Source organism: Psychrobacillus sp. FSL K6-2843, assembly GCF_038626375.1.
GTDB classification, from domain to species: domain Bacteria; phylum Bacillota; class Bacilli; order Bacillales_A; family Planococcaceae; genus Psychrobacillus; species Psychrobacillus faecigallinarum.
This window is the reverse complement of record NZ_CP152021.1, coordinates 1-26,797: the sequence shown is the minus strand read 5'-3', so window position 1 is coordinate 26,797 and position 26,797 is coordinate 1. Positions and strand designations below refer to the sequence as shown.

Below are 26,797 nucleotides of genomic sequence, written 5' to 3'. Positions count from 1 at the left end.
AAGCTTCTGCAATAAATGCAGAAGCTTTTCTATTATTTACGTAAAGTAATCGTCTGTGTTTGCTCCATGAAATGGCCAATTCTTTCAAGAATTACTTCAACATCTTCTGGATTCTCTACGATATCATAGTCATTGATGTTGAGACGAAGTACTGGACAGCCATTAAATCCATCAATCCACTTTTCGTATCTGCCATGCATCTCTTCCCAATAAGCGATTGGAGTTTGTTGTTCCATTGGGCGACCTCTTTCATGAATACGGTCTATAATATCATCCAAAGATCCTTCTAAATAGATGAGAAGGTTCGGATGTGGAAAGTATGGAGTCATAACCATCGCTTCGAAAAGACTTGTATATGTCTCATGGTCTACCGGGTCCATTGTTCCTTTTTCTTTATGCATTTGTGCAAAAATCCCTGTGTCTTCATAAATGGAACGGTCCTGAATAAAACCTCCGCCATACTCAAACATTCTCTTTTGTTCCTTAAAACGCTCTGCTAGGAAATAGATTTGTAAATGAAAGCTCCATTTAGAGAAATCCTCATAGAAACGATCTAAATAAGGGTTAGTGTCTACTTTTTCAAAAGAGGTTTTAAAGTGTAGTGCTTCAGCAAGCATCTTAGTCATAGTAGATTTACCTACTCCTACAGTTCCTGCTATTGTTATTACAGCATTGGAAGGTATGCCATACTTTTCTCTTAAATTCATGTTATAAACTCCTTCTATGTAGTGTTTCATCTACTTTTTCTAAAATTATCTGTAAATCTTGGTTATTTTGAACAAAGTCCATTTCATCTCCATTGAAGCGGATAACCGGTATTTCTGGATGCTTTAATTCAAAATCATCTATAAACATTCGGTAATCGGAAGAAAGCTGCTCCAGATAGGTTGTACTAATTTTCTTTTCAAACTCTCTCCCACGCAAATCAATACGGTCTACTAACACATCTATGCTAGCATCCAGATAAATAACTAAATTAGGAACTGGCATATCCTTCGTTAAAATATGATAAATTGCCTCATATTTTTCATATTCCTCCTTACTTAGGGAGCGTTTAGCAAAGATAAGATTTTTAAAAATATGATAATCCGCTACAACAGCGGTGTCTTTCGATAAGTATTTTTTTTCAATATCGCTTAATTGCTTATAGCGATTGCATAGAAAGAACATCTCTGTTTGAAAGCTCCACTCTGCTATATCTTCATAGAATTTATTTAAAAAGGGGTTTTCATCCACGATCTCTTTTAACAATTCAAATTGATAAGTATTACCAATTGCTTTAGCCAGTGAGGTCTTACCAACACCTATTGGACCCTCTACCGTTATAAATGGAATAGACATATCTCTAACCTCACTCTAAATTTTCAAGTCGTACCCTCTATTTTAGCATAGGGATATAACGAAAAATAGAGGATATTTGTCTTTCCAAAGAAAGACAAATATCCCCTATTTTTTCTTGATACGAAATGTAGCATTTAGAAGATACCAGTTTTGAGGGAAGTCAAAGCCACTATGCCAATAGGAAATCCCCAATAAATTTAATTCCTTTAACAGATTAAATTTTGCTTGAATAGATCTTGCATCCTCGAACCACACTTCATGCTCTTTCCCGTCTCTCCAGTAATTAAAAAACGGTGCCTGTGCCTCTTCATCATATTCAATAGCAGCATTTCGATCTCTGGCTAATTGAATAGCCTGCTGTGGACTTATCGCCCTAGCAAAAGGATTACCTGGTTTATAAGGCAAAGTCCAATCATAGCCATATAAATTTTGACCCATCATTACCTTTTGAGAAGGTATCTCTGTAATTGCATATTCTAATACATCTCTTACAGGACCTATTGGAGAAACTGCCATTGGAGGGCCACCGCTATACCCCCACTCATAGGTCATAATAACAACAAAATCTAAAACCTCGCCAAGGGCTTTATAGTCATGTCCCTCATACCATTTACCAGGTTGATTGGCACTAGTTTTCGGAGCAAGGCTAGCAGAAAAAATAAAACTAGGGGCAAACTCACGGAATTCTTTTAAGAATTGTACATACTTCTCACGATCATTGGGATTTATATATTCAAAATCAGTGTGTAGATGATTTGTACCCCTTTTATTTGCCTCCTTCACGGATTCTTCAAATACCTTTTGTTTAACTTCTTCATTTGTAAAAATTGTATTGGCAAGCGTGTCACTAAATGCTCCTTCTTCAATGTTGGTCAATACAATAACCGTCTCAACATTGTTTTCTTCTGCTATCTCCGACAAGCTTCCCCAATTCATTGGAGTTAACGATCCGTCTCTTTTAACGTCAAAAGCAAAGGGCATCATATAAGTTAGTTCTGCAGCTACATTTCTTACTTTTTCAATCACTGTTTCCGAGGGGACATCGGTATACCATTCAACATATAAATTAGATTCAATAGAGGGTCTGTTTGGATCTGGCGTGGAGGGTAGAACAATCGCCTGACCTACAACCAATACATCTTGATCCGGTAAACCATTAATAGAGGCAAGAGTAGCCGCACTCGTTCCAAAACGCTTGGCAATAGAGTATAAACTATCACCAGTTTTCACTACATAATTCATACCATCACTCCTTCAAACTAAATTATGCAAGGGACATACAAAACATGCTAAAATACGCGTAAGGAGTTGACTCCAAATGGACGAGTATTATATGAATTTAGCAATTGAAGAAGCAAAGAAAGCAGCTACAATAGGAGAAGTCCCTATAGGTGCGATTATCGTACATAAAAATGAGGTAATTGCGAGAGGTTACAATTTACGAGAGACAACACAGAATGCGACAACCCATGCTGAGCTACTGGCTATTCAAGAAGCTTGTGCCAAAATCGGGAGTTGGAGACTAGAGGAAACTACTCTTTATGTAACTCTAGAACCTTGTCCTATGTGTGCAGGAGCAATATTGCAATCGCGTATCCCACGAGTCGTTTATGGTGCTCGAGACCTTAAAGCGGGTTGTGTAGACTCATTATATACGCTATTAAATGACAATAGATTTAACCATGTCTGTGAGGTAACAGAGGGAGTTCTTGCAGAGACTTGCGGTAATTTACTAACCACTTTTTTTCGAGAGCTACGAATGAAAAAAAAGAACCAAAAACGCCAGGAGCTCTGAGCATTTTTGGTTCTAAACAGAAGTTTTTTAAATTGTTTGCCTCGCTTTCCCCATTTGCTTGTCGGAGCAAACATAGGCGCTTGCGCTTTTCTTTTTGTCTAGCTCCACCGCCTTGCCCCTCGAGGTCAAATGGGATAAAGCTGTGGGGGCTGAGGAACTGCCTCCTCGCTTTCCCCATTTGCTTGTCGGGGCAGACATAGGCGCTTGCGCTTTTCTTAGTTTATTGGATAACTTTTTTGCCACCCATGTAAGGTTGTAGTACCTCTGGGATTTTAACAGAACCATCTGGTTGCTGATAATTTTCTAGGATAGCGGCAACTGTGCGCCCAATTGCTAGTCCACTTCCGTTTAATGTGTGTACAAACTCTGGTTTAGCGCCCGGTTCTCTTCTAAAACGGATTCCTGCACGACGAGCTTGGAAGTCTTCAAAGTTACTGCAAGAAGAAATCTCTTTATACTCCCCATAGCTTGGTAACCATACTTCAATATCATATTTTTTAGCAGCAGTGAAACCAAGGTCGGCAGTGCACATACGTAGCACTCGATATGGAAGACCCAAAAGTTGTAGCACTTTTTCTGCATGTCCTGTTAGAAGCTCCAACTGTTCGTAAGAATCCTCTGGTTTTACAAAACGTACAAGCTCTACTTTATTGAATTGATGCTGACGGATTAGTCCGCGTGTATCTCTACCTGCAGAACCGGCCTCCGAACGGAAACAAGCACTAAATGCAGTAAACGCTTGTGGAAGTTCTGCTCCATCTAAAATCTCATCGCGGTAGAAGTTGGTTACTGGAACCTCAGCAGTTGGGATTAAGAAATAATCCTCCTCGTTAACTAGGAAAGCATCCTCTTCAAACTTTGGAAGCTGACCAGTGCCCGTTAAACTCATACGGTTCGCCATATAAGGTGGAAGCATTTCCTCGTAGCCATGCTCTTCTGAATGAAGATCCATCATGAAATTCCATAGCGCGCGCTCTAATCTTGCACCTAGACCACGGTAAAATGCAAAACGGCTTCCAGTTACTTTTGCAGCACGCTCAAAATCCACTATTTTTAAATCTGTGGCGATATCCCAGTGAGCTTTTGTATCAAAATCAAATGAAGGGACATCTCCCCACTTACGGATTTCCACATTATCATCCTCGGAGTCACCAACCGGAACGTCATCATGCGGAATATTTGGAATACGCATCATCATGTAGTCAAACTTTTCTTCTACTTGACGTAGCTCTTCATCCAACGCTTTAATCTCATCGCCAACCTCACGCATACGCACAATTAAATCATCAGCATTCTCTTTGTTTCGTTTCATTTGAGAGATTTTTTGAGAAACCTCGTTTCTTTCTGCCTTTAATACTTCTGTTTTTGCTATTAATTCTCTACGCTTTTGGTCTAAAGGAAGAAATTGATCGAACTCAGAGATATCTTCTCCACGCTTCGCAAGTTTAGCTTTCACTTCTTCATAATTATCACGTACAAATTTTACATCTAACATATGAATTCCTCCTCTTAATATTTCGACAATTTTAACCAACCATTAATTAAATAACGACAAAAAAGCCCCCATCCCTAAAAAAAGGGACGAGAGCTACCCGCGTTGCCACCCTGATTGAACTGACACATGATCAGATCCACTTGTCTAATAACGGCTTTTCAACCGGCCACAGCTTACCTATTTTTCAGCTGCGCAACTCAAAGGACGGATTCACAAGGGTCTTTATCAGCTTCCACCAACCGCTGACTCTCTAAAAAAAACTTACTTGTTACTACTTCCTATCATCGTTTTTTAATTCATGAAATTAATCATACTTTACTATAGGTTGACCTGTTTGGCAAGTGATTCCTGAACCATTTGTATAAAATAGGCAGTTATACGATGATCGTTCGTTAATTCAGGATGGAAGGAACATCCTAATATATTGTCCTGTCTAGCCATTACAATTCTATTTTCATGAGTTGCAAGTATTTCTACGCTTTTCCCTACATCCACAATATGGGGAGCTCTTATAAAAACAGCAGGAAAGTCAGCTGCTACTCCTTGGATTTCTAAAATAGTTTCAAAGCTATTCACTTGACGGCCAAAGGAATTTCTTTCGACAGTAGCTTCTAATACACCAATATGATGGGAATCCTGATTATGGATATTCCTTGCCAATAATATAAGGCCCGCACATGTACCGAACATTGGCTTGCCTGATTCTGCAAATTGTTTTAAAGGAATTAGCAAATCAAAGCGATCTATAAGCTTGCGCATTGTCGTACTTTCGCCACCTGGAAAGATTAAACCATCTATATTTTGAAGATCACTTTTTGTTTTGACCAATACTGCCTCTACGCCGCATTCTTCTACCGAACGAATATGTTCCATGACAGCTCCTTGAAGAGCCATTACTCCAATTTTCACTATCTTACCAACCTCGATCTTGCATACGTTCTGCATCTGTTAATCGAGAGATTTCAATTCCCTTCATAGGGATTCCTAAATCCTTTGAAATATCCACTAAAAATTTATAATCGCGATAATGAGTAGTTGCTTCCACAATAGCACGGGCAAATTTCTCTGGACTATCAGATTTGAATATTCCAGATCCGACAAACACTCCATCTGCTCCAAGTTCCATCATAAGCGCAGCATCTGCTGGAGTAGCAACTCCTCCCGCTGCGAAGTTTACTACTGGTAATTTTCCTTTTTGTTTGATTTGCAATAAAATCTCATATGGCGCTCCTAATTTTTTTGCTTCTGTCATTAGTTCATCCTCGTTCATATGCACAATTTTTCTAACCTGTGCATTAACCTTTCGTAAATGGCGAACTGCTTCTACAATGTTACCTGTCCCTGGTTCGCCTTTCGTCCGAAGCATTGATGCCCCTTCACCTATACGTCGAGCTGCCTCTCCCAAATCCTTACACCCACAAACAAATGGCACTGTGAACTCACTTTTACGCAAATGAAATTCTTCATCGGCTGGTGTCAGCACCTCTGATTCGTCAATATAGTCCACACCCATTGCCTCTAAAATTCTTGCCTCCGTTATATGTCCAATGCGAGCTTTTGCCATGACTGGTATCGTTACAGCACCCATTACCTCTTCCATTATGCGTGGATCGGCCATGCGAGCAACTCCCCCTGCTGCACGGATATCAGAGGGTACACGTTCTAATGCCATTACAGCCACAGCACCGGCTGCCTCCGCAATTCGTGCTTGCTCTGCGTTAATAACATCCATTATAACTCCACCTTTTTGCATCTCTGCCATACCTCTTTTTACTATCTCAGTACCTGTCATATGTATTTTCATCTTGAATACCTCCTAACTGTTATAAAATTTAGTATAATGATATATGACCATATGAAAAGCGCCAGAAACACTAAAATGAAAGTGGTCAGATTGGATGATACTATGGATTTCCTCATGTTTCCTTTAGAAAAAAATTCAAACAGCCCATTATATGAACAACTATATAAATTTATAAAAGATGCCATAGTACAAGGCAATATTAAGGAAGGAGATAAGCTTCCCTCTAAAAGAAAGCTTGCTGACTATCTTGATCTTAGCCAAACTACAATTGAGCTTTCTTATAGTCAGCTGCTAGCAGAAGGTTACATAAATTCAGAACCTAGAAGGGGATATTTTGTTCAAAATATTGAGGAGCTTGCTTTGATCGAAATAGAAGATTCTCAAATTGTTAAAGAAGAAAAAACTCCATCCTACCATTTGGATTTTTCTCCGGGAAGGATAGATGAGGATTCCTTTCCTTTTACACTGTGGAGAAAATATGCAAGGGATTTGGTTCATGAAGAAAATAAAGAGCTTCTTCAGCTTGGACATCCTCAGGGAGACTATATACTAAGACAGCAAATATCTTCATACCTTTATCAATCTCGTGGTGTAAAAAGTACACCCGAACAAATTATTTTAGGCTCAGGAACAGAACAGATTATGCCACTACTCATACGCCTCCTTGGAAATGAGGCAGTCTATGGCTATGAAAACCCTGGTTATCCACTCTCTCATCATCTTTTTTTAGAGCATGAGGAAAAATCGGTGCCTGTCCGGGTAGATGATGAGGGATTAGTCGTTCAGGAGTTAGAAAACACTAATGCAACTGTTATGTATGTCACTCCGTCTCATCAATTTCCCACTGGTTCTGTTATGTCAGCTTCACGAAGAAGTCAGCTGCTAGCCTGGGCTTATCAACATGAGAAACGTTATATTATTGAAGATGATTATGACAGTGAATTCAGATATACTGGTAAACCAATTCCTTCTTTACAAGGAATGGACCAAAACGACCGTGTAATTTATTTAAGCACGTTTTCTAAGTCTCTGATGCCTTCCTTAAGGATCGCCTATGCGGTACTTCCAAAACCACTTATAAAGCAATACAAGGCGAAATATTACTATTATTCAGCTACTGTCCCACGAATGGACCAATATATACTTGCAAAGTTTATGGAGGACGGTCACTTCGGGAAGCATCTAAATAAAATGAGAAAAATTTATAAAAGAAAGCTAGAAATTATTACGAAGTCTCTTTTAGAATATGAGCCAGCTGTTACCCTTTCTGGAGAACAGGCAGGAATGCATCTTTTATTGACCATTCATACACAAAAGAAGGAAGAGGAACTGGTTGCCCTTGCTCAACAAGCAAATATTCAAATCTATGGTCTGAATAAGTATATAACCTTTCCCATAGAAGAAACTCACCCAAAATTGGTATTAGGATTCGGTGGATTAGAGTTCTCAAATATTTCGACAACCATACATGAGCTAATGAAGGCAATAAAAATCAAGCATTCTTAATTTCTTTCCTATACAAAAAAGCACTGACAACTCTAATTGAGTTTCAGTGCTTAAGTATAGTAAGAAGGTGGTGCAAGTGTCTAAGTCTAGGTTAACTAGTAACACTTTGCACATGCTTTCTTATTTATTAAAATAATCCGCCTACAAAGTCGGTCGTACTATCCCACAAGCCGCTAAAGAATTTGCCAATACCTTGGAACATTAAACTGAACCAACCAGCTCTTTCTACAGCTTCTGTTGTTACAACATCGACACTTGCTTGGTCACCAATAATATAACCGTAATCAGTGCCTTCTGTTTTTTCAAGGTGTACTGTTCCTACAACTGTATCCTTTTTAACTTCAGCTTCTAACTTGTCTTTTGTTGGAGTAAATACAGGCTTGTACAGATCTTTATCGCTAGATTTAATCATCATAGAAATAGGTTCTTTGACTGCAATTGCAACTTTGTCTTCTTTTCCTTTATTTACTTCTAGAGTTTCATGGTCAGGAATTTTATATCCTGCTGGTATTAGCTCTACTTTAGTAAATTGAGCAAATCCAAAATCAAACAAAGCTCTAGTTGCATCAAATCTAGCCTTATAACTTCCCTTTCCATTAGCATCTACTGCTTTCATCACTACAGCGATTACTCTCATACCATTTCTTTCAGCAGTTCCAGTGAAGGAGTGACCAGCAAAATCTGTTGTTCCTGTTTTCAAACCATCTACGCCTTGATATTCATAAACTAATCCTGGTAGCATCCAGTTCCAGTTACTCATTTCAATAGCATCCGGTGTACCCTCACGGAAGATTTTTTTAGGTATTTTAGTTGTTTCTAAAACTTCTGGGTAGTCTTTCATAAGAAGGTAAGCCAATTTTGCTACTGAGCTAGCAGGCATCACATTCTCGTCTGTTGCCCCTGTACTCTTTGGATGCATCCCTTGTAAATCAGCATTATTTAAACCAGTAGAGTTAACAAACTTATAATTTTCTAAGCCCATTTCTCCAGCTTTTTCATTCATTAGTTTTATAAAATTTTCTTCTGTTCCAGCAATAGTTTCTGCAATAGCAATAGTTGCTGCATTTGCAGAATAGATAGCCATTGCTTCATATAATTCACGAATTGAATAAGTACCATCCTCACGTAGAGGTACATTACTTAAACGACGATCTTGAGAAATTTTATATGTATATTCATTTACTGAATATTGTTGGTCCCATGAGATTTTACCTTCTTCAATTGCTTCGAAAAGAAGATACTCCGTCATCATTTTTGTCATACTCGCAATACCTAAAGCTGCATCTGCATTTTGTTCATAAAGAATTTTTCCGGAATCCGCATCTACTAAGATTGCAGCGTCCACATTTAAATTCAAACTTTCCTCTGCTTTTGTGGTAGCTGGTATTACACCTACTAAAGACACAAGCAACATCGGAAGTACTAGCCACTTTACCATTGTTGTTTTCCAAAATTTCTTCACTACTGTACCTCCACTTTTTCTATTATCACTGCTCATTTTATCATACTTTTTGAACTAGGTGCATAACACTTTAAAAAAGCACCCATTCGGCCTATATATAGACGGTGAATGGGTGCGAAAGTTTCTTTATTAAGAGATAGAATAGTTTGGTGCCTCTTTTGTAATTTGTACATCATGAGGATGACTTTCACGTAGGCCAGCGCCAGTCATGCGTATAAATTGGGCCTTTTCACGTAAGTCCTCTAGAGTGCCTGTACCACAATACCCCATACCTGCACGAACCCCACCAAGAAGTTGGTGAATCGTATCAGATAGTGGCCCTTTGTATGGCAAACGCCCTTCAATTCCTTCTGGTACTAATTTCTTTGCATCCTCTTGGAAGTAACGGTCCTTAGAACCTTTTTCCATAGCACCGATAGAACCCATACCTCGGTATACTTTAAAACGTCTACCTTGGAAGATTTCTGTTTCTCCTGGACTTTCTGTAGTTCCTGCAAGTAAACTACCAAGCATTACTACATGTCCACCAGCAGCTAATGCTTTCACGATATCTCCGGAAAATTTAATACCGCCATCTGCAATGATCGTTTTTCCGGACTTTCTAGCTTCGTTAGCACAGTCATAGATTGCAGTAATTTGTGGTACTCCCACACCTGCCACCACACGAGTTGTACAAATAGAACCTGGACCAATTCCTACTTTTACTACATCTGCCCCTGCTTCAAATAGTGCCTTTGTTGCCTCACCAGTTGCAACATTTCCAGCAACGATATCTAAATCTGGATAAGTTGCTCTTATTTCTTTCACTACTTCAATAACACCTTTAGAATGTCCATGAGCAGTATCAATTACGATTGCATCTACCTGTGCTTCTACTAATTTCTGCACTCGAATCATCGTATCCTTCGTTACTCCAACCGCAGCCCCTACTAGCAAACGACCATGATGGTCTTTTGCTGCATTTGGAAACTCAATTACTTTTTCAATATCTTTAATAGTAATTAGACCTTTTAGAATGCCATTGTCATCCACTATCGGTAATTTTTCAATTTTGTATTGTTGAAGAATCTTTTCAGCCTGCTCTAACGTAGTACCAACAGCAGCAGTTACTAATTTTTCTTTAGTCATTACATCGGATATTTGTAAAGAGTAGTCTTGGATAAAGCGTAAATCACGATTTGTAATAATCCCTACAAGTCTCAATTCTTCTTCATTGTTTACAATTGGCACACCAGAGATTCTGTATTTACCCATCAAATGCTCTGCATCATAAACTTGGTGAGTTGGTGTAAGGTAGAAAGGATCGGTTATAACTCCATTTTCTGAACGTTTAACTGTTTCCACTTGTTCTGCTTGTTCCTCAATGCTCATGTTTTTGTGAATAATGCCCAGTCCACCTTGACGAGCCATAGCAATAGCCATCTTCGCTTCTGTAACTGTATCCATACCAGCACTTACTACAGGAATATTTAGCTTAATTTTTGAAGTTAATTGTACTGATAAGTTAATATCCTTTGGTAGAACCTCTGATTGAGCTGGAACTAATAAAACATCGTCAAACGTTAAACCTTCTTTTTGAAATTTTGATTCCCACATTACGCTGACTTCCTCCTCTGTTTAAATATTATTACAAGGTTATCAGCGGTCACAGGGCATGTCAAGAATCGATAAATAATATATATATTCTGACTTTTATGACGAGTTGTATATTTATTATATTTACAAGAGATATCTTATTTTTCTTTTACTTCGAAGAAGTGGAATGTCCTCTAGCTTTAAAATTAATCTAATTTGAAATTGTATTCTAAATTGTATTTCTGCTTTCTCGCACACTTGCTTAGTTAGAAATGGTTAGGTGCCTTCGGCACTTCTAATTTCTTTATGGAACAAACAAAAAAGCCGTCACCGATTTCTCGGTAACGACTTTTTCCAGTGCCCAGCTACGTCCTACTCTTGCAGGGGGACCCCCAACTACCATCGGCTCGGCTGCGAAACCAGATGGACGGCAGATTTCTTTGTCAGCCGCAGCCGATCGGTTCTCGCGTATGCTATACGCTCCGAGCCTCTCTTCCTTGCTTCCTCGAACTCTTTGCCCCTCTGCTTTCTCGCACACTTGCTTAGATAATGATGATTGCCTTCGGCCTTTTTCTCTTAATACAAAAAAGCCGCCACCGATTACTCGGTAACGACTTCCTATAGTGCCCAGCGACGTCCTACTCTTGCAGGGGGAGACCCCCAACTACCATCGGCGCTGAAGAGCTTAACTTCCGTGTTCGGTATGGGAACGGGTGTGACCTCTTCGCCATCATCACTAGACTTGTCGGCTTTCAATCCACTGCGCATTGCGTTGTCAACTTCGCTCGTTTCCTAGCACTGCTTGTGTTTTGAAATCCTCTTGAGTTGTTCACTCAAAACTGGATAAAAGACATCATTAATGGAAACAAACAATTTGGTTAAGTCCTCGATCGATTAGTATTCGTCAGCTGCACGTGTCGCCACGCTTCCACCCCGAACCTATCTACCTCATCGTCTTTGAGGGATCTTACTTACTTGCGTAATGGGAAATCTCATCTTGAGGGGGGCTTCGTGCTTAGATGCTTTCAGCACTTATCCCGTCCACACATAGCTACCCAGCGATGCCCTTGGCAGAACAACTGGTACACCAGCGGTGTGTCCATCCCGGTCCTCTCGTACTAAGGACAGCTCCTCTCAAATTTCCTACGCCCACGACGGATAGGGACCGAACTGTCTCACGACGTTCTGAACCCAGCTCGCGTACCGCTTTAATGGGCGAACAGCCCAACCCTTGGGACCGACTACAGCCCCAGGATGCGATGAGCCGACATCGAGGTGCCAAACCTCCCCGTCGATGTGGACTCTTGGGGGAGATAAGCCTGTTATCCCCGGGGTAGCTTTTATCCGTTGAGCGATGGCCCTTCCATGCGGAACCACCGGATCACTAAGCCCGTCTTTCGACCCTGCTCGACTTGTAGGTCTCGCAGTCAAGCTCCCTTCTGCCTTTACACTCTTCGAATGATTTCCAACCATTCTGAGGGAACCTTTGGGCGCCTCCGTTACACTTTAGGAGGCGACCGCCCCAGTCAAACTGCCCGCCTGACACTGTCTCCTACCCGGGTTACGGGTATGGGTTAGAATTTCAATACAACCAGGGTAGTATCCCACCGACGCCTCCTCCGAAGCTGGCGCTCCGGGCTCTAAGGCTCCTACCTATCCTGTACAAGTTGCACCAAAATTCAATATCAAGCTACAGTAAAGCTCCACGGGGTCTTTCCGTCCTGTCGCGGGTAACCTGCATCTTCACAGGTACTATAATTTCACCGAGTCTCTCGTTGAGACAGTGCCCAGATCGTTACGCCTTTCGTGCGGGTCGGAACTTACCCGACAAGGAATTTCGCTACCTTAGGACCGTTATAGTTACGGCCGCCGTTTACTGGGGCTTCAATTCGCACCTTCGCTTGCGCTAAGCACTCCTCTTAACCTTCCAGCACCGGGCAGGCGTCAGCCCCTATACTTCACCTTACGGTTTTGCAGAGACCTGTGTTTTTGCTAAACAGTCGCCTGGGCCTATTCACTGCGGCTCTTCTAGGCTATACACCCAAAAGAGCACCCCTTCTCCCGAAGTTACGGGGTCATTTTGCCGAGTTCCTTAACGAGAGTTCTCTCGCTCACCTTAGGATTCTCTCCTCGACTACCTGTGTCGGTTTGCGGTACGGGCACCTCCCACCTCGTTAGAGGCTTTTCTTGGCAGTGTGAAATCAGGAACTTCGGACTAAGTCCTCGCCATCACAGCTCAATGTTACAGAGTGCGGATTTGCCTACACTCACACCTCACTGCTTGGACGTGCATAACCAACAGCACGCTTACCCTATCCTACTGCGTCCCCCCATCACTCAAACGGTGGGGTGGTGGTACAGGAATATCAACCTGTTGTCCATCGTCTACGCCTATCGGCCTCGACTTAGGTCCCGACTAACCCTGAGCGGACGAGCCTTCCTCAGGAAACCTTAGTCATACGGTGGATGGGATTCTCACCCATCTTTCGCTACTCATACCGGCATTCTCACTTCTAAGCGCTCCACCAGTCCTTCCGGTCTGACTTCAACGCCCTTAGAACGCTCTCCTACCACTGATACCAAAGGTATCAATCCACAGCTTCGGTGATTTGTTTAGCCCCGATACATTTTCGGCGCAGCGTCACTCGACCAGTGAGCTATTACGCACTCTTTAAATGATGGCTGCTTCTAAGCCAACATCCTGGTTGTCTAAGCAACGCCACATCCTTTTCCACTTAACAAATACTTTGGGACCTTAGCTGGTGGTCTGGGCTGTTTCCCTCTTGACTACGGATCTTATCACTCGCAGTCTGACTCCCAAACATAAATCATTGGCATTCGGAGTTTGTCTGAATTCGGTAACCCGGGATGGGCCCCTAGTCCAAACAGTGCTCTACCTCCAAGATTCTAACGTTTGAGGCTAGCCCTAAAGCTATTTCGGAGAGAACCAGCTATCTCCAGGTTCGATTGGAATTTCTCCGCTACCCACACCTCATCCCCGCACTTTTCAACGTGCGTGGGTTCGGACCTCCAGTAAGTGTTACCTTACCTTCATCCTGGACATGGGTAGATCACCTGGTTTCGGGTCTACGACCACATACTCATTCGCCCTATTCAGACTCGCTTTCGCTGCGGCTCCGTCTTCTCAACTTAACCTCGCATGTAATCGTAACTCGCCGGTTCATTCTACAAAAGGCACGCCATCACCCGTTAACGGGCTTTGACTATTTGTAGGCACACGGTTTCAGGGTCTATTTCACTCCCCTTCCGGGGTGCTTTTCACCTTTCCCTCACGGTACTGGTTCACTATCGGTCACTAGGTAGTATTTAGCCTTGGGAGATGGTCCTCCCGGATTCCGACGGAATTTCACGTGTTCCGCCGTACTCAGGATACACTCTGGAGGGAATGAATTTTGGACTACGGGGCTTTTACCCTATCCTGCGGACCTTTCCAGGTCGCTTCATCTAACTCATTCTTTTGTAACTCCGTATAGAGTGTCCTACAACCCCAAGAGGCAAGCCTCTTGGTTTGGGCTCTTCCCGTTTCGCTCGCCGCTACTCAGGGAATCGAATTTTCTTTCTCTTCCTCCAGGTACTTAGATGTTTCAGTTCCCTGGGTGTGTCTCAGATGCGCTATGTATTCACGCAAATGTACTGCCCCATTACGGGCAGTGGGTTTCCCCATTCGGAAATCTCCGGATCGAAGCTCACTTACAGCTCCCCGAAGCATATCGGTGTTAGTGCCGTCCTTCGTCGACTCCTAGTGCCAAGGCATCCACCGTGCGCCCTTATTAACTTAACCTAAAAGTTAAAAGTACTACACTTGCAATCACGTAAGTGATCACAATTTGAATATCTTGCGTTTGTTTCTTTTTTGATGTCGTTTTATCCAGTTTTCAAAGAACAATTTAAATGCTCATCATAAAAATGAACACTCAAAACTGAACTGCAAAACGTTAAGATACAGATAAAGATCTGTATTCCGAATATATCCTTAGAAAGGAGGTGATCCAGCCGCACCTTCCGATACGGCTACCTTGTTACGACTTCACCCCAATCATCTGTCCCACCTTCGGCGGCTGGCTCCCAAAAGGGTTACCCCACCGACTTCGGGTGTTACAAACTCTCGTGGTGTGACGGGCGGTGTGTACAAGGCCCGGGAACGTATTCACCGTGGCATGCTGATCCACGATTACTAGCGATTCCGGCTTCATGTAGGCGAGTTGCAGCCTACAATCCGAACTGAGAACGGTTTTATGGGATTAGCTCACCCTCGCGGGGTTGCGACCCTCTGTACCGTCCATTGTAGCACGTGTGTAGCCCAGGTCATAAGGGGCATGATGATTTGACGTCATCCCCACCTTCCTCCGGTTTATCACCGGCAGTCACCTTAGAGTGCCCAACTGAATGCTGGCAACTAAGATCAAGGGTTGCGCTCGTTGCGGGACTTAACCCAACATCTCACGACACGAGCTGACGACAACCATGCACCACCTGTCACCGCTGTCCCCGAAGGGAAAAGCCTATCTCTAGGCCGGTCAGCGGGATGTCAAGACCTGGTAAGGTTCTTCGCGTTGCTTCGAATTAAACCACATGCTCCACCGCTTGTGCGGGCCCCCGTCAATTCCTTTGAGTTTCAGTCTTGCGACCGTACTCCCCAGGCGGAGTGCTTAATGCGTTAGCTGCAGCACTAAGGGGCGGAAACCCCCTAACACTTAGCACTCATCGTTTACGGCGTGGACTACCAGGGTATCTAATCCTGTTTGCTCCCCACGCTTTCGCGCCTCAGCGTCAGTTACAGACCAGAAAGCCGCCTTCGCCACTGGTGTTCCTCCAAATCTCTACGCATTTCACCGCTACACTTGGAATTCCGCTTTCCTCTTCTGCACTCAAGTCCCCCAGTTTCCAATGACCCTCCACGGTTGAGCCGTGGGCTTTCACATCAGACTTAAAGGACCGCCTGCGCGCGCTTTACGCCCAATAATTCCGGACAACGCTTGCCACCTACGTATTACCGCGGCTGCTGGCACGTAGTTAGCCGTGGCTTTCTAATGAGGTACCGTCAAGGTACGAGCAGTTACTCTCGTACTTGTTCTTCCCTCACAACAGAGTTTTACGATCCGAAAACCTTCTTCACTCACGCGGCGTTGCTCCATCAGACTTTCGTCCATTGTGGAAGATTCCCTACTGCTGCCTCCCGTAGGAGTCTGGGCCGTGTCTCAGTCCCAGTGTGGCCGATCACCCTCTCAGGTCGGCTACGCATCGTCGCCTTGGTGAGCCGTTACCTCACCAACTAGCTAATGCGCCGCGGGCCCATCCTGTAGTGACAGCCGAAACCGTCTTTTAACATCTCCCCATGTGAGGAAATGGATTATTCGGTATTAGCCCCGGTTTCCCGGAGTTATCCCAATCTACAGGGCAGGTTGCCCACGTGTTACTCACCCGTCCGCCGCTAAATCAGAAGAAGCAAGCTTCTTCATCATCCGCTCGACTTGCATGTATTAGGCACGCCGCCAGCGTTCGTCCTGAGCCAGGATCAAACTCTCCATAATAGAGAACTTAAAAAGCTCATTTTGTTTTGCTGGCATCATCATTAAATGATGTCAAAAATTGTTTTGCGTCAATACAACCGAAGTTGTTTGATGCTATATGTCTTAACGTTTTGCATGTTCAGTTTTCAATGTTCATGTGTTTTTTTCGTCTTGTTTTGACGACTTCTCTATATTATCAAGGTTTCAAAGATAAGTCAACACTTTAATCAAATAAAACTTAAAACTATTTTAAGAAAGAGATATTCTTTAAATAGTTTTAAGTTTTTAGTCATGTTTCCTAATGAATCTATATAATTATCGACTACTTTTATAATGCTTGGTAAGTCTTTCTGGTTCTCAAAGTTTTACTTCTATACTTACATATAGATAACTCTAAAAAGATTATTAATCAATTATACTTTCTATATGTAAAGATCGTTTAGCTGCTAAGTCTAAGATTTGGCCAGTTTCAGACAATCGTATCATAGGTCTCATCGGAGAATCTCTATGGATAAAGATAATCTCTCCTAGCTCTCCATCTGATAATCTCACTCGAGTGGATATTGGTAAATCGCATACAAGAGAGATGAGTGCATTAACTGCTTCAATATTGTATTTTCCAAACTCTTCTTCCTTAATCATTTCCAATACTTTAAAAGAAGAGGCTCTTGCTCGATATATTCTCTCAGAGGTCATTGCATGGTATACATCTGCGACTGCAATTATTTGAGCAACCAAAGAGATATTTTCCATTTTTTCTCCCTTAGGATAACCACTACCGTCTAGACGTTCATGGTGTTGGAAGATTCCTAATTTTGTCTCTGGCTTTAACAGCGGACTATCTTTGATAGCTTGAAAGCTAAAAATAGTATGTTTTTTAATTTCTGAGAATTCATTTTCTGTAAGAGGAGTCTTCTTTTCTCTAATCTTCTGATCAATCTTAGCCATTCCTACATCAGCTAAAAGGCCTGCGGTAGCTATTTGATTGATTTGTCCAGAAGTGTATTGAAGTTTCCTTGCAATTGCTCCAGATAGCATCCCCACTGCCAACGAATGATGTGCTATGTATTTATCAATGGATGAATAACTATTTAGAAGAGAAAATATTTGTTTTTCTTGCATCGCTCGATCTATTAAAGGCATTACTATATGCCTTAACTTTGCAACATCCACCTTCACTCCAGCTTCCCAGGAAGAAAATTCTTTATAGAAGTTACTTACAGATTCATTATATAACGTTTTAAAGTTAGTTTTATTAAGGGATAGAGAATTACTTTTTTCTACAATAACACGTTCCTTGTTATTAAGTTCTAGAATTTCTTCTTCTGACCTATTAAAGATATTTTCAATTGACACAGGTACTTTAGTAACGTTGAAGGCTCTTAGTACTTCTAAATGCTCTCTTGTCAGCCTTGTATCTTTACGCATAATTGGGTATTTAGTGTTCACAAAAAGATCTTCGGCAACGATACTACCAATTCTAATTTCATCTAAATTTTGTAAAGTATATTCCATTTTATACCCTGCTTTTCTTTTATTTTCCTTAATTATACTAAATTTTTTTCAATTTTGTATATGTAAAAAAATCACCCTTAAACTAAGTTTAAGGGTGATTTAGTAATTATTCTTCTATTGAGGTAGAATCATCTTCATTGTTAGAAGCTACTTCTTCTACAATTTCATCGTCTGTTTCTTCTTCCTCATCTTCTTTTGCAACTTTAGCAACGGTAGCTATTAACTCATTATTTGATAATCTCATCAGGCGCACTCCTTGAGTGCTTCTTCCTGTAATTGAAATGTCATTAACATCCATACGGATTAACATTCCATTTATCGTGATTAACATTAAGTCTTCTAAACCTTCCACTGCCTTCACAGCACATAAAGGTCCATTTTTCTCAGTGATTTGGCATGTTTTCACACCCATCCCACCTCTAGTTTGTAATCGATATTCTGATTCTGGGGTACGTTTTCCATATCCCTTCTCAGTTACTACTAGGATTTCTTGACCAGGTTCAATAATTTCCATACCGACAACGTAATCGTCATCCTTCAAGCGAATTCCTCTTACTCCACCAGCTGTACGACCCATAGAACGAATATCAGTTTCTTCAAATCTTACAAGCTTGCCTTGTCGTGTACCAATTATAATTTGTTTTTTACCGTCTGTTAAACGAACTGCAATGAGTTCGTCCTCATCACGTAAAGAGATAGCTATTAAGCCATTAGCACGAATATGAGCAAAACCTGACACTGGTGTACGTTTTGTTACACCATGCTTAGTTGTGAAGATAAAATAGCTATCTTCCTCAAACGTTGCCATTGGAATCATAGCAGTAACATGCTCGTCTTTTTCAATTCCTAATAGATTAATGAGTGGTAGACCTTTAGCTGTGCGTCCATACTCTGGTATCTCAAATCCTCTTGCACGATAAACCTTACCTTTATTAGTAAAGAATAGAATTGTGTCATGAGTTGATGTATTCAATAAATGTTCTACGAAGTCATTTTCATTGGTGCCCATTCCTTGAACTCCACGACCACCACGTTTTTGACTCTTGTACGTATTTGCAGGCAAACGTTTAATATACCCTTTATTTGTTAAAGTAAGCACAGAGTTTTCAACCGGTATTAAATCTTCGTCCTCAAATACCTCTACTCCACCAGCTACAATTTCTGTTCTACGATCATCAGAGTATCGATCTCTAATTTCAGTAATTTCTTCACGAATAATTTCTATCACTCGATATTCATTAGCTAAAATGAATTTAAGTTCTTCAATTAGTTCTACTAAAGCTTTATATTCTTCCTCAATCTTATCGCGCTCTAATCCTGTCAAACGTTGTAAACGCATATCTAGAATAGCTTGTGCTTGGCGTTCTGATAAATTAAATTGTTCAGTTAAGCCTCTTTTAGCTTCCTCACCTGTTTGAGATGAACGGATCAATTTAATAATTTCATCGATATGATCTAAAGCAATACGTAAACCTTCTAAGATATGTGCTCGATCTTCCGCTTTATTCAATTCAAATTGTGTACGTCGGCGAATAACCACTTTTTGATGTTCTAAGTAATAGTAAAGCATTTCTTTAATGTTAAGTACTTTAGGTTGGTTATCTACTAAAGCTAACATATTGATACCAAAGCTGGATTGAAGAGCTGTTTGTTTATATAAGTTGTTAAGTAAAACGTGAGAGTTAGCGTCTTTGCGTACCTCAATTACAATACGCATACCATTACGATCTGACTCGTCGGCCAAATGAGTAATTCCATCAATCTTTTTATCGCGTACTAGTTCAGCGATTTTCTCTATTAAACGAGCTTTGTTAACTTGATAAGGTATTTCTTTAACAATGATAACTTCTTTTCCACTAGGTTTTTGCTCAATTTCCACTTTTGCTCGGATTAAAATAGAGCCCTTACCAGTTTCATAAGCACGACGAATACCGCTTCGACCCAAAATAATCCCGCCCGTTGGGAAATCAGGACCAGGAATAATATTCATCAATTCCTCTATAGTAATAGCAGGATTTTCAGATAAAGCTAAAACACCATTAATAACTTCTCCCAAATTGTGAGAAGGAATATTTGTAGCCATTCCTACTGCAATACCTGAAGCACCGTTTACTAGTAAATTAGGATATCTACTTGGTAAGACAACAGGCTCTCTTTCTTGTCCATCATAATTATCTTTATAATCAATTGTATTTTTATTTATATCTCTCAATAACTCTAAAGCAATTTTGGACATACGCGATTCCGTATAACGCATCGCAGCTGCTCCATCTCCATCTACGGATCCAAAGTTACCATGACCATCTACGAGCATATAACGATAACTAAAATCTTGTGCCATACGTACCATTGCTTCGTATATAGATGAGTCACCATGAGGATGGTATTTCCCCATAACATCCCCAACGATACGAGCAGATTTCTTATGAGGCTTATCTGGTGTATTTCCTAACTCTTGCATCCCATATAAAATTCGACGATGTACGGGCTTTAATCCATCACGAACATCTGGTAAAGCACGGGACACAATTACACTCATCGCATAGTCAAGAAAGGATGTTCTCATTTCTGTACTAATATTGATCCCTTTGACACCTTTATTCGGTATTTCTGACATCCTAAAGACCTCCAGTTAAACACATTCTTAAATATCTAAATTTTTCACATAAACAGCATTATCTTCAATAAATTGACGTCTTGGCTCTACTTCTTCCCCCATTAATTGTGTGAAGACTTCGTCTGCCTCCATCGCATTGTCAAGGTTGACCTGAAGTAATGTACGATTGTCAGGATCCATAGTAGTTTCCCATAATTGAGTAGCATCCATTTCTCCTAGACCTTTATATCGTTGAATATTTGGTTTTGAAGTTTTCGGCAATCTATCTATAATTTCTTTCAATTGCTCATCATTATAACAATACTCCACATGTTTACCTTGTTTCACTTGGTATAGAGGCGGCTGTGCAGCATATACATAACCTGCTTCAATCAATGGTCTCATAAATCGGAAGAAAAATGTAAGTAATAATGTTCGGATGTGTGCTCCGTCTACATCGGCATCCGTCATGATTATAATTTTATGATAACGTGCTTTTTCCAATATAAATTCTTCACCGATACCTGTACCAAGCGCTGTTATCATTGTACGGATTTCTGCATTACCTAGGATTCTATCTAATCTAGCTTTTTCTACATTTAGGATTTTACCTCTTAAAGGTAGAATGGCTTGGAAATGTCGATCACGACCAGACTTAGCAGAGCCTCCTGCAGAGTCACCCTCTACAATATATAATTCACTTTCAGCTGGAACTCGGGAAGAACAGTCCGCTAGTTTACCAGGTAGACTTGAAACCTCTAGTGCAGATTTGCGACGGGTTAACTCACGTGCTTTTTTCGCAGCAACACGAGCACGTGCAGCCATCAGCCCCTTGTCGACAATTTTTCGAGCAATTTGAGGATTTTCTAATAAAAATCTATCGAAACCTTCAGCAAATAAACTATTTGTTATAGTACTTACCTCTGAGTTACCTAGCTTCGTTTTTGTTTGGCCTTCAAATTGAGGATCTGGATGTTTTACCGATACGATAGCTGTTAAACCTTCTCGTACATCATCTCCAGATAAATTAGTATCTGCCTCTTTTAGCAATCCATTTTTTCTTGCATAGTCATTGATAACGCGTGTAAGCGCAGTTTTAAAGCCAGACTCATGTGTTCCGCCTTCATACGTATTAATATTATTTGCGAAAGAAAGAATATTAGATGAATATCCGCCATTGTATTGCATAGCAATTTCTATAGATATTCCATCTTTTTCTCCCTCTACAAATATTGCTTCTTCCGTAATAGGCTCTTTTGATTTATTTAAATCTTCTACGTAAGACTTAATACCGCCTTCATATAGATACTTAACTGATTTTTCTTGGCCATCTCTTTCATCTGCAATCGTAATAGATAATCCTCGGTTCAAATAAGCCAATTCTCTTACACGGTGAGCTAGAATATCATACTCATACACTGTAGTTTCAGTAAAAATCTCTGGGTCTGCTTTAAATCTTGTAGTAGTTCCTGTTTCTGATGCATCTCCAATGATTTCAAGAGAAGAAACAACAGCACCACGTTCAAATTTAATACTATGCATTTTTCCATCACGTTTTACATATACTTCTGTATGTTCGGACAAGGCATTTACAACTGAAGCACCAACACCATGAAGTCCTCCTGAGACTTTATAGCCTCCGCCGCCAAATTTACCGCCGGCATGGAGCACTGTCATGATTACTTCAACTGCTGGTTTTCCCATTTTTTCTTGATTGTCTACTGGGATACCACGGCCATTGTCTTCTACTCGAATCCAATTTTCTTTTTCAATCGTCACTATAATGTGATCACAATACCCAGCAAGAGCTTCGTCAATACTATTATCAACAATTTCCCATACAAGATGGTGAAGACCCTTAGAGCTAGTAGTACCTATATACATCCCTGGACGTTTTCTTACTGCCTCTAAACCTTCTAATACTTGTATCTGATCAGCATCATAAGATGGTTGTAATTCTTTTTCTTCCATTGCCAACTTGCTCACCCACTCTTTCATCACTTCAATAATGGTGAATCTTTACTTTATAACTGCTCCTTGCTCCACGTGGAACATTCTCGCCTGTTGAATAGTATCATGGGCAATTCCTTCTACACTTGTAGTCGTAACAAAGGTTTGAACATCGCCATGAATAGTCGTCAATAGATGAGATTGTCTGTAGTCATCTAATTCCGATAATACGTCATCCAGCAATAAAACAGGAGCTTCACCTACCTCCTGTTTTATCAATTCGATTTCAGCTAATTTAAGAGATAAAGCCGTGGTTCGTTGTTGTCCCTGTGATCCGTATGTTTGGACATCATAGTTATTCACAAAAAATTGGAGGTCATCACGATGTGGTCCATATAATGTAACTCCCCGATCTAACTCTCTTTTTTGACTATCAAATAACTTCTTTTCCATGCTGGCCTTCATAGCATCTTCAGACCAATCCGCTTTGATACCTATAGTAGAGTCATATACAACTGTGAGTTTTTCTAACCCTCTAGAAATACCGAAATGTATCGGTTCCGCCCACTTTTGAAGCAAATCCATAAATTGAAATCTTTTTTGGATAACTTTTACCGCTGCATCTATATATTGTTCTGTATATACGTCGAACATGACATCCGTTAACTTAGGTTTTCCTTGATTTTGTTTTAATATATGGTTTCTTTGTTTCAATATCTTTTGGAATTGAAGCAAATCATGTAAATATCTTGGAGATATTTGTCCAATTTCCATATCTAAAAATCGTCTTCTAACTAGCGGACTTCCTTTTACTAAAAATAAATCTTCTGGAGCAAACATCACTACGTTCAATTGACCAATATAGTCACTGAGTCTGCTTTGTTCTAAATGATTAACTTTAGCCTTTTTACCTTTTTTAGACAAGATCAATTCCAAAGGGATTCGCCCATATTTTTTTTGAATATCACCTTTTATTTTACCATACTCTGCTTCCCAACGTATCAATTCTTTGTCATTGGAAGTTCTATGAGATTTTGCCATAGATAAAACGTAAAGGGATTCCATTAAATTCGTCTTTCCTTGAGCATTTTCTCCAATAAGAACATTAATCTTCGAGGAAAAATCCAGCTCGATTGAATCGTAGTTACGGAAGTCATTTAATTCGAGTCGTTCAATATACATATTACTCTCCGTTCTCAGGTCCAATCATTAGAAATTTTCCTACTCCTGGAATATTCACTACGTCTTTGTTTCTTAATTTTCTTCCTCTTCTTTGATCTACTTCTCCATTTATATATACTGGATTTTCGCTCAAAAACCATTTGGCCATTCCACCTGAATCTATAGCGTCTGTCATTTTAAGTAATTGACCAAGCGTAATATATTCCGAGTCAAATCGAATCTCTTCCACTAATCATCCAACCTCTTCTCATTTTCTTTATCCCTTCATTTTACTCTAATAAAGTAAATAAGTAAAAAAGATAGCCACAATTAGTGACTATCTCTGCTTATATTGTTTTTTTAAAGATAAAAAAGTTTTCTCTTATCGGAGCAAACAAGGGTGCTTACATGTTTCTTAGTAAGTTCTTACCGGTAATATCAGTTGTAAAATAGAATCGTCATGGACAGACTTCAATACAAATGGTCTCATTGCGCCTGAGAATAGAATTTTTACGTCTTGTCCATCGATTGCCTTTAAAGCATCCATCATATATTTAGCACTGAAAGATATTTTAAGTTCTTCACCATCAATTGTTTCTGCTTGAATTTCTTCTTCAACTTTACCTATTTCGGGAGAGTTGAAAGAAACTTCTACTGAGCTTTGATCGATTGTGGAAAAGCGAACTACGTTGTTTCTTTCTTCACGAGCCAACAATGAAGCTCGGTCAATTGCTTGTAACAATGATTTACTATTTACGACAATGGTGGTTTTATATTCACTTGGGATTAAACGAGATGTGTCAGGATAATTTCCTTCTAACAATCTAGAATAGAACAATACATCTTCAGTTTTAAATAAGATTTGTTGTTGTGTCATAACAATAGCTACTTCTGAAGAAGTTTCTTCTAAAATTTTGTTCAGTTCATTTAAGCTTTTCCCTGGAATAACCACACTGTATGCTTCTTCAGGTAAATCTTTTAAAGCTGTTTTTCTTTTAGCAAGGCGATGGCTGTCTGTTGCAACACAGTGTAATTCTCCATCGTTAACCTGCCAGTTTACACCGGTTAAAACAGGACGGTTCTCAGATGTGGAAACGGCAAAAACAGTTTCTTTAATTATTGACTTTAACAAATCAGACGGAATAAAGAATTGATGTTCCTCTTCTAATTGTGGAAGCAAAGGATATTCACTAGCGTCTAGACCAATTAAGTTAAATTCTGATTTACCTGAGCGAATATATGTTTGAAATTGATTTGTTACTTCAATTTCAACATCATTGGTAGGTAATTTACGTACAATCTCATTAAATACTCTAGCTTGTAATACAATAGATCCTATTTCTATTACTTTTATTATTTGTTCTCCGTTTTTCTCCACTGGTATGAAAGTTTGAATTGTAATATCTGAGTCACTACCAGTTATATATAATCCTTCTTTTGTTACTTCTAATTTTAGGCCAGTTAATATTGGAATAGTTGTTTTAGAACTAACTGCTTTCATAACATCATTTAGTCCATTCAATAAACTATCTCTCATTACATCGAATTTCATTTTTATACCTCACTTATATAATTATTATTTATTAAAAGATTAATAGATATAGTAATAGGACCTGTGGATATGTTGATAACTACATATTTCGCTATAATCCGCCACATATCCCCATGTGTATAAGTTGTTCTTAAGTATAGCACCTAAAATACAACTTATCCACAATGTGATTATCTTCCGAGGATAGATTTAATTTGCTTTACATCGTCCTGCAAATTCATATCTACCTTTAGCATTGTGGAAATCTTCTCATGAGCATGGATCACAGTTGTGTGATCTCTTCCCCCAAATTCTTCTCCAATTTTAGGTAAAGAGAAGTCGGTTAATTCTCTAGAGAGATACATTGCTACTTGACGAGGAAAAGCTATAGATTTTGTACGCTTTTTAGCAGTAAAATCCTCTAAGCGAATATGGAAATGTTCTCCTACAACCTTTTGAATATCTAATATAGTAATGATTCTTGGACGTGCGTTTGGCAATATATCTTTTAATGCTTCAGCAGCTAAATCTATATTTATATCTTTATTGACAAGTGAAGAATAGGCCACCACACGTATTAGGGCGCCTTCTAGTTCACGTATATTTGAGTCTATCTGATTTGCAATGTAGGCCATTACTTCATCGGAAATATCTAAGCCGTCCGCGCGGGCTTTTTTACGTAAAATTGCAATTCTCGTTTCTAGATCTGGAGGAGCTATATCAGTTATTAATCCCCACTCAAAACGAGATCGCAAACGGTCCTCTAATGTCGGTATTTCTTTTGGTGGACGGTCACTTGAAATAACAATTTGCTTCGATTCTTCATGTAAAGCGTTAAAAGTATGGAAAAATTCTTCCTGAGTTGATTCTTTTCCTGCAAGGAATTGAATATCATCTATAAGAAGCACGTCGACATTTCGGTATTTGTTACGGAAATCAACTGCTTTGTTATCTCTAATGGAGTTGATAAATTCATTTGTAAACTTTTCAGAAGATAAATAAACCACTTTTGCATTCGGATTGTGTTCTTGAACATAATGTCCAATCGCATGCATTAAGTGGGTTTTTCCTAATCCTACCCCTCCATATATAAAAAGAGGATTATATGCTTTTGCTGGTGCCTCTGCGACTGCCAAAGAAGCTGCATGGGCAAAACGGTTGCCGGAACCAATGACAAAGGTATCAAAGGTGTTCTTGGAGTTAAGCATCCCAGGTGAAAAGTCAGGTTGATTGTCTGGAGGTACCGGTGTTTTTGGCTTTGGTACATCAAAATCTTCAAAGTCTTGTCCTTTTGGAACTACAAAAGAAATAAGTAGTTCATTGCCAGTCAACTCTGTAAGAATACCAGCAATTAGGTGAACATAATGATTCTCTAGCCAATCCCTTGCAAAGGAATTTGGCGCAGCTATGGTCACAGTCTCTCCTTTGTAAGAAAGCATCTTAGTAGATTTTAACCACGTTTCAAAGCTTGGTTTGGATGTTTTCTTTTCAACTTCAGAGAGAACCTTAGCCCAAAGTTCTTCTAAGTGTTCCAA

Annotated in this window: 17 protein-coding genes, 3 rRNA genes and 1 other annotated feature; of the genes, 2 read left to right on the top strand and 18 right to left on the bottom strand. The window is 40.0% G+C overall.

Annotated elements, in window-relative coordinates; genetic code table 11:
- Positions 1-32 precede the first annotated feature (32 nt).
- From MKY94_RS00100 to MKY94_RS00090, 3 genes are all read right to left on the bottom strand, one after another.
- A complete protein-coding gene (locus tag MKY94_RS00100; protein ID WP_151111886.1) occupies positions 33-707 on the bottom strand; it encodes a deoxynucleoside kinase in 675 nt (224 codons plus the stop codon).
- Position 708: 1 nt separating this feature from the next.
- A complete protein-coding gene (locus MKY94_RS00095) occupies positions 709-1,341 on the bottom strand; it encodes a deoxynucleoside kinase (protein WP_144541958.1) in 633 nt (210 codons plus the stop codon).
- 105 nt (positions 1,342-1,446) lie between these two features.
- Positions 1,447-2,583, bottom strand: coding sequence for a glycosyl hydrolase family 18 protein (locus MKY94_RS00090; RefSeq protein WP_151111888.1), 1,137 nt, complete (start codon positions 2,581-2,583; stop codon positions 1,447-1,449).
- A 76-nt stretch (positions 2,584-2,659) separates the two neighbouring features.
- Between MKY94_RS00090 and tadA the strand changes: the two genes are divergently transcribed.
- Positions 2,660-3,136 carry a tRNA adenosine(34) deaminase TadA gene (tadA, locus tag MKY94_RS00085; RefSeq protein WP_144541962.1) on the top strand — a complete coding sequence of 159 codons (477 nt, stop codon included), beginning with the start codon at positions 2,660-2,662 and terminating at the stop codon, positions 3,134-3,136.
- A 220-nt stretch (positions 3,137-3,356) separates the two neighbouring features.
- On the opposite strand, the gene serS is transcribed toward tadA, so the two are convergent.
- The 3 genes from serS to pdxS form a co-directional block, all read right to left on the bottom strand.
- Positions 3,357-4,631, bottom strand: a complete 1,275-nt coding sequence (gene serS / locus MKY94_RS00080; RefSeq protein WP_144541964.1) for a serine--tRNA ligase — start codon at positions 4,629-4,631, stop codon at positions 3,357-3,359.
- Positions 4,632-4,710: 79 nt separating this feature from the next.
- Positions 4,711-4,925 (bottom strand) — a binding site (T-box leader).
- A gap of 24 nt (positions 4,926-4,949) precedes the next feature.
- Complete coding sequence (gene pdxT / locus MKY94_RS00075; protein ID WP_151113805.1) at positions 4,950-5,543, bottom strand: pyridoxal 5'-phosphate synthase glutaminase subunit PdxT; 594 nt, start codon at positions 5,541-5,543, stop codon at positions 4,950-4,952.
- A 1-nt stretch (position 5,544) separates the two neighbouring features.
- Positions 5,545-6,429: a pyridoxal 5'-phosphate synthase lyase subunit PdxS gene (gene pdxS, locus MKY94_RS00070; RefSeq protein WP_191963915.1), complete on the bottom strand. Its 885-nt coding sequence runs from the start codon at positions 6,427-6,429 to the stop codon at positions 5,545-5,547.
- A gap of 108 nt (positions 6,430-6,537) precedes the next feature.
- Between pdxS and MKY94_RS00065 the strand changes: the two genes are divergently transcribed.
- Positions 6,538-7,941: a PLP-dependent aminotransferase family protein gene (locus MKY94_RS00065; RefSeq protein ID WP_151113807.1), complete on the top strand. Its 1,404-nt coding sequence runs from the start codon at positions 6,538-6,540 to the stop codon at positions 7,939-7,941.
- Between the two features lie 127 nt (positions 7,942-8,068).
- On the opposite strand, the gene MKY94_RS00060 is transcribed toward MKY94_RS00065, so the two are convergent.
- The 12 genes from MKY94_RS00060 to dnaA all read right to left on the bottom strand — a co-directional run bounded on the left by MKY94_RS00060 (position 8,069) and on the right by dnaA (position 26,797).
- Positions 8,069-9,439, bottom strand: a complete 1,371-nt coding sequence (locus tag MKY94_RS00060) for a serine hydrolase (RefSeq protein ID WP_191963799.1) — start codon at positions 9,437-9,439, stop codon at positions 8,069-8,071.
- A 93-nt stretch (positions 9,440-9,532) separates the two neighbouring features.
- The gene (gene guaB, locus MKY94_RS00055; RefSeq protein WP_151111895.1) at positions 9,533-10,999 is read right to left on the bottom strand and encodes an IMP dehydrogenase; all 1,467 of its coding nucleotides are present in this window, start codon (positions 10,997-10,999) and stop codon (positions 9,533-9,535) included.
- Between the two features lie 604 nt (positions 11,000-11,603).
- Positions 11,604-11,719: ribosomal RNA gene (gene rrf, locus MKY94_RS00050) — 5S ribosomal RNA — on the bottom strand.
- Positions 11,720-11,852: 133 nt separating this feature from the next.
- Positions 11,853-14,780 (bottom strand): 23S ribosomal RNA (locus MKY94_RS00045).
- Between the two features lie 196 nt (positions 14,781-14,976).
- Positions 14,977-16,530 (bottom strand): 16S ribosomal RNA (locus MKY94_RS00040).
- The 16S, 23S and 5S rRNA genes sit together here, the layout of an rRNA operon.
- 384 nt (positions 16,531-16,914) lie before the next feature.
- Positions 16,915-18,024, bottom strand: a complete 1,110-nt coding sequence (locus MKY94_RS00035; RefSeq protein ID WP_151111899.1) for an HD-GYP domain-containing protein — start codon at positions 18,022-18,024, stop codon at positions 16,915-16,917.
- A 106-nt stretch (positions 18,025-18,130) separates the two neighbouring features.
- Positions 18,131-20,641, bottom strand: a complete 2,511-nt coding sequence (gene gyrA / locus MKY94_RS00030; RefSeq protein WP_144540306.1) for a DNA gyrase subunit A — start codon at positions 20,639-20,641, stop codon at positions 18,131-18,133.
- 27 nt (positions 20,642-20,668) lie between these two features.
- Positions 20,669-22,591: a DNA topoisomerase (ATP-hydrolyzing) subunit B gene (gyrB, locus tag MKY94_RS00025; RefSeq protein WP_144540335.1), complete on the bottom strand. Its 1,923-nt coding sequence runs from the start codon at positions 22,589-22,591 to the stop codon at positions 20,669-20,671.
- A 48-nt stretch (positions 22,592-22,639) separates the two neighbouring features.
- The gene (recF, locus tag MKY94_RS00020; protein WP_144540304.1) at positions 22,640-23,752 is read right to left on the bottom strand and encodes a DNA replication/repair protein RecF; all 1,113 of its coding nucleotides are present in this window, start codon (positions 23,750-23,752) and stop codon (positions 22,640-22,642) included.
- A 1-nt stretch (position 23,753) separates the two neighbouring features.
- Positions 23,754-23,981, bottom strand: coding sequence for a S4 domain-containing protein YaaA (yaaA, locus tag MKY94_RS00015; protein WP_144540301.1), 228 nt, complete (start codon positions 23,979-23,981; stop codon positions 23,754-23,756).
- Positions 23,982-24,146: 165 nt separating this feature from the next.
- Positions 24,147-25,283, bottom strand: coding sequence for a DNA polymerase III subunit beta (gene dnaN / locus MKY94_RS00010; RefSeq protein ID WP_144540300.1), 1,137 nt, complete (start codon positions 25,281-25,283; stop codon positions 24,147-24,149).
- Between the two features lie 170 nt (positions 25,284-25,453).
- Positions 25,454-26,797, bottom strand: a complete 1,344-nt coding sequence (gene dnaA, locus MKY94_RS00005) for a chromosomal replication initiator protein DnaA (protein WP_144540297.1) — start codon at positions 26,795-26,797, stop codon at positions 25,454-25,456.

Coding starts and splice junctions, on each gene's coding strand:
- MKY94_RS00065 (WP_151113807.1), top strand. CDS start 6,538: ATGGATTTCCTCATGTTTCCTTTAGAAAAAAATTCAAACAGCCCATTA.
- dnaN (WP_144540300.1), bottom strand. CDS start 25,283: ATGAAATTCGATGTAATGAGAGATAGTTTATTGAATGGACTAAATGAT.
- MKY94_RS00060 (WP_191963799.1), bottom strand. CDS start 9,439: ATGAGCAGTGATAATAGAAAAAGTGGAGGTACAGTAGTGAAGAAATTT.
- serS (WP_144541964.1), bottom strand. CDS start 4,631: ATGTTAGATGTAAAATTTGTACGTGATAATTATGAAGAAGTGAAAGCT.
- MKY94_RS00035 (WP_151111899.1), bottom strand. CDS start 18,024: ATGGAATATACTTTACAAAATTTAGATGAAATTAGAATTGGTAGTATC.
- MKY94_RS00090 (WP_151111888.1), bottom strand. CDS start 2,583: ATGAATTATGTAGTGAAAACTGGTGATAGTTTATACTCTATTGCCAAG.
- recF (WP_144540304.1), bottom strand. CDS start 23,752: ATGTATATTGAACGACTCGAATTAAATGACTTCCGTAACTACGATTCA.
- tadA (WP_144541962.1), top strand. CDS start 2,660: ATGGACGAGTATTATATGAATTTAGCAATTGAAGAAGCAAAGAAAGCA.
- guaB (WP_151111895.1), bottom strand. CDS start 10,999: ATGTGGGAATCAAAATTTCAAAAAGAAGGTTTAACGTTTGACGATGTT.
- gyrA (WP_144540306.1), bottom strand. CDS start 20,641: ATGTCAGAAATACCGAATAAAGGTGTCAAAGGGATCAATATTAGTACA.
- gyrB (WP_144540335.1), bottom strand. CDS start 22,591: ATGGAAGAAAAAGAATTACAACCATCTTATGATGCTGATCAGATACAA.
- MKY94_RS00100 (WP_151111886.1), bottom strand. CDS start 707: ATGAATTTAAGAGAAAAGTATGGCATACCTTCCAATGCTGTAATAACA.
- MKY94_RS00095 (WP_144541958.1), bottom strand. CDS start 1,341: ATGTCTATTCCATTTATAACGGTAGAGGGTCCAATAGGTGTTGGTAAG.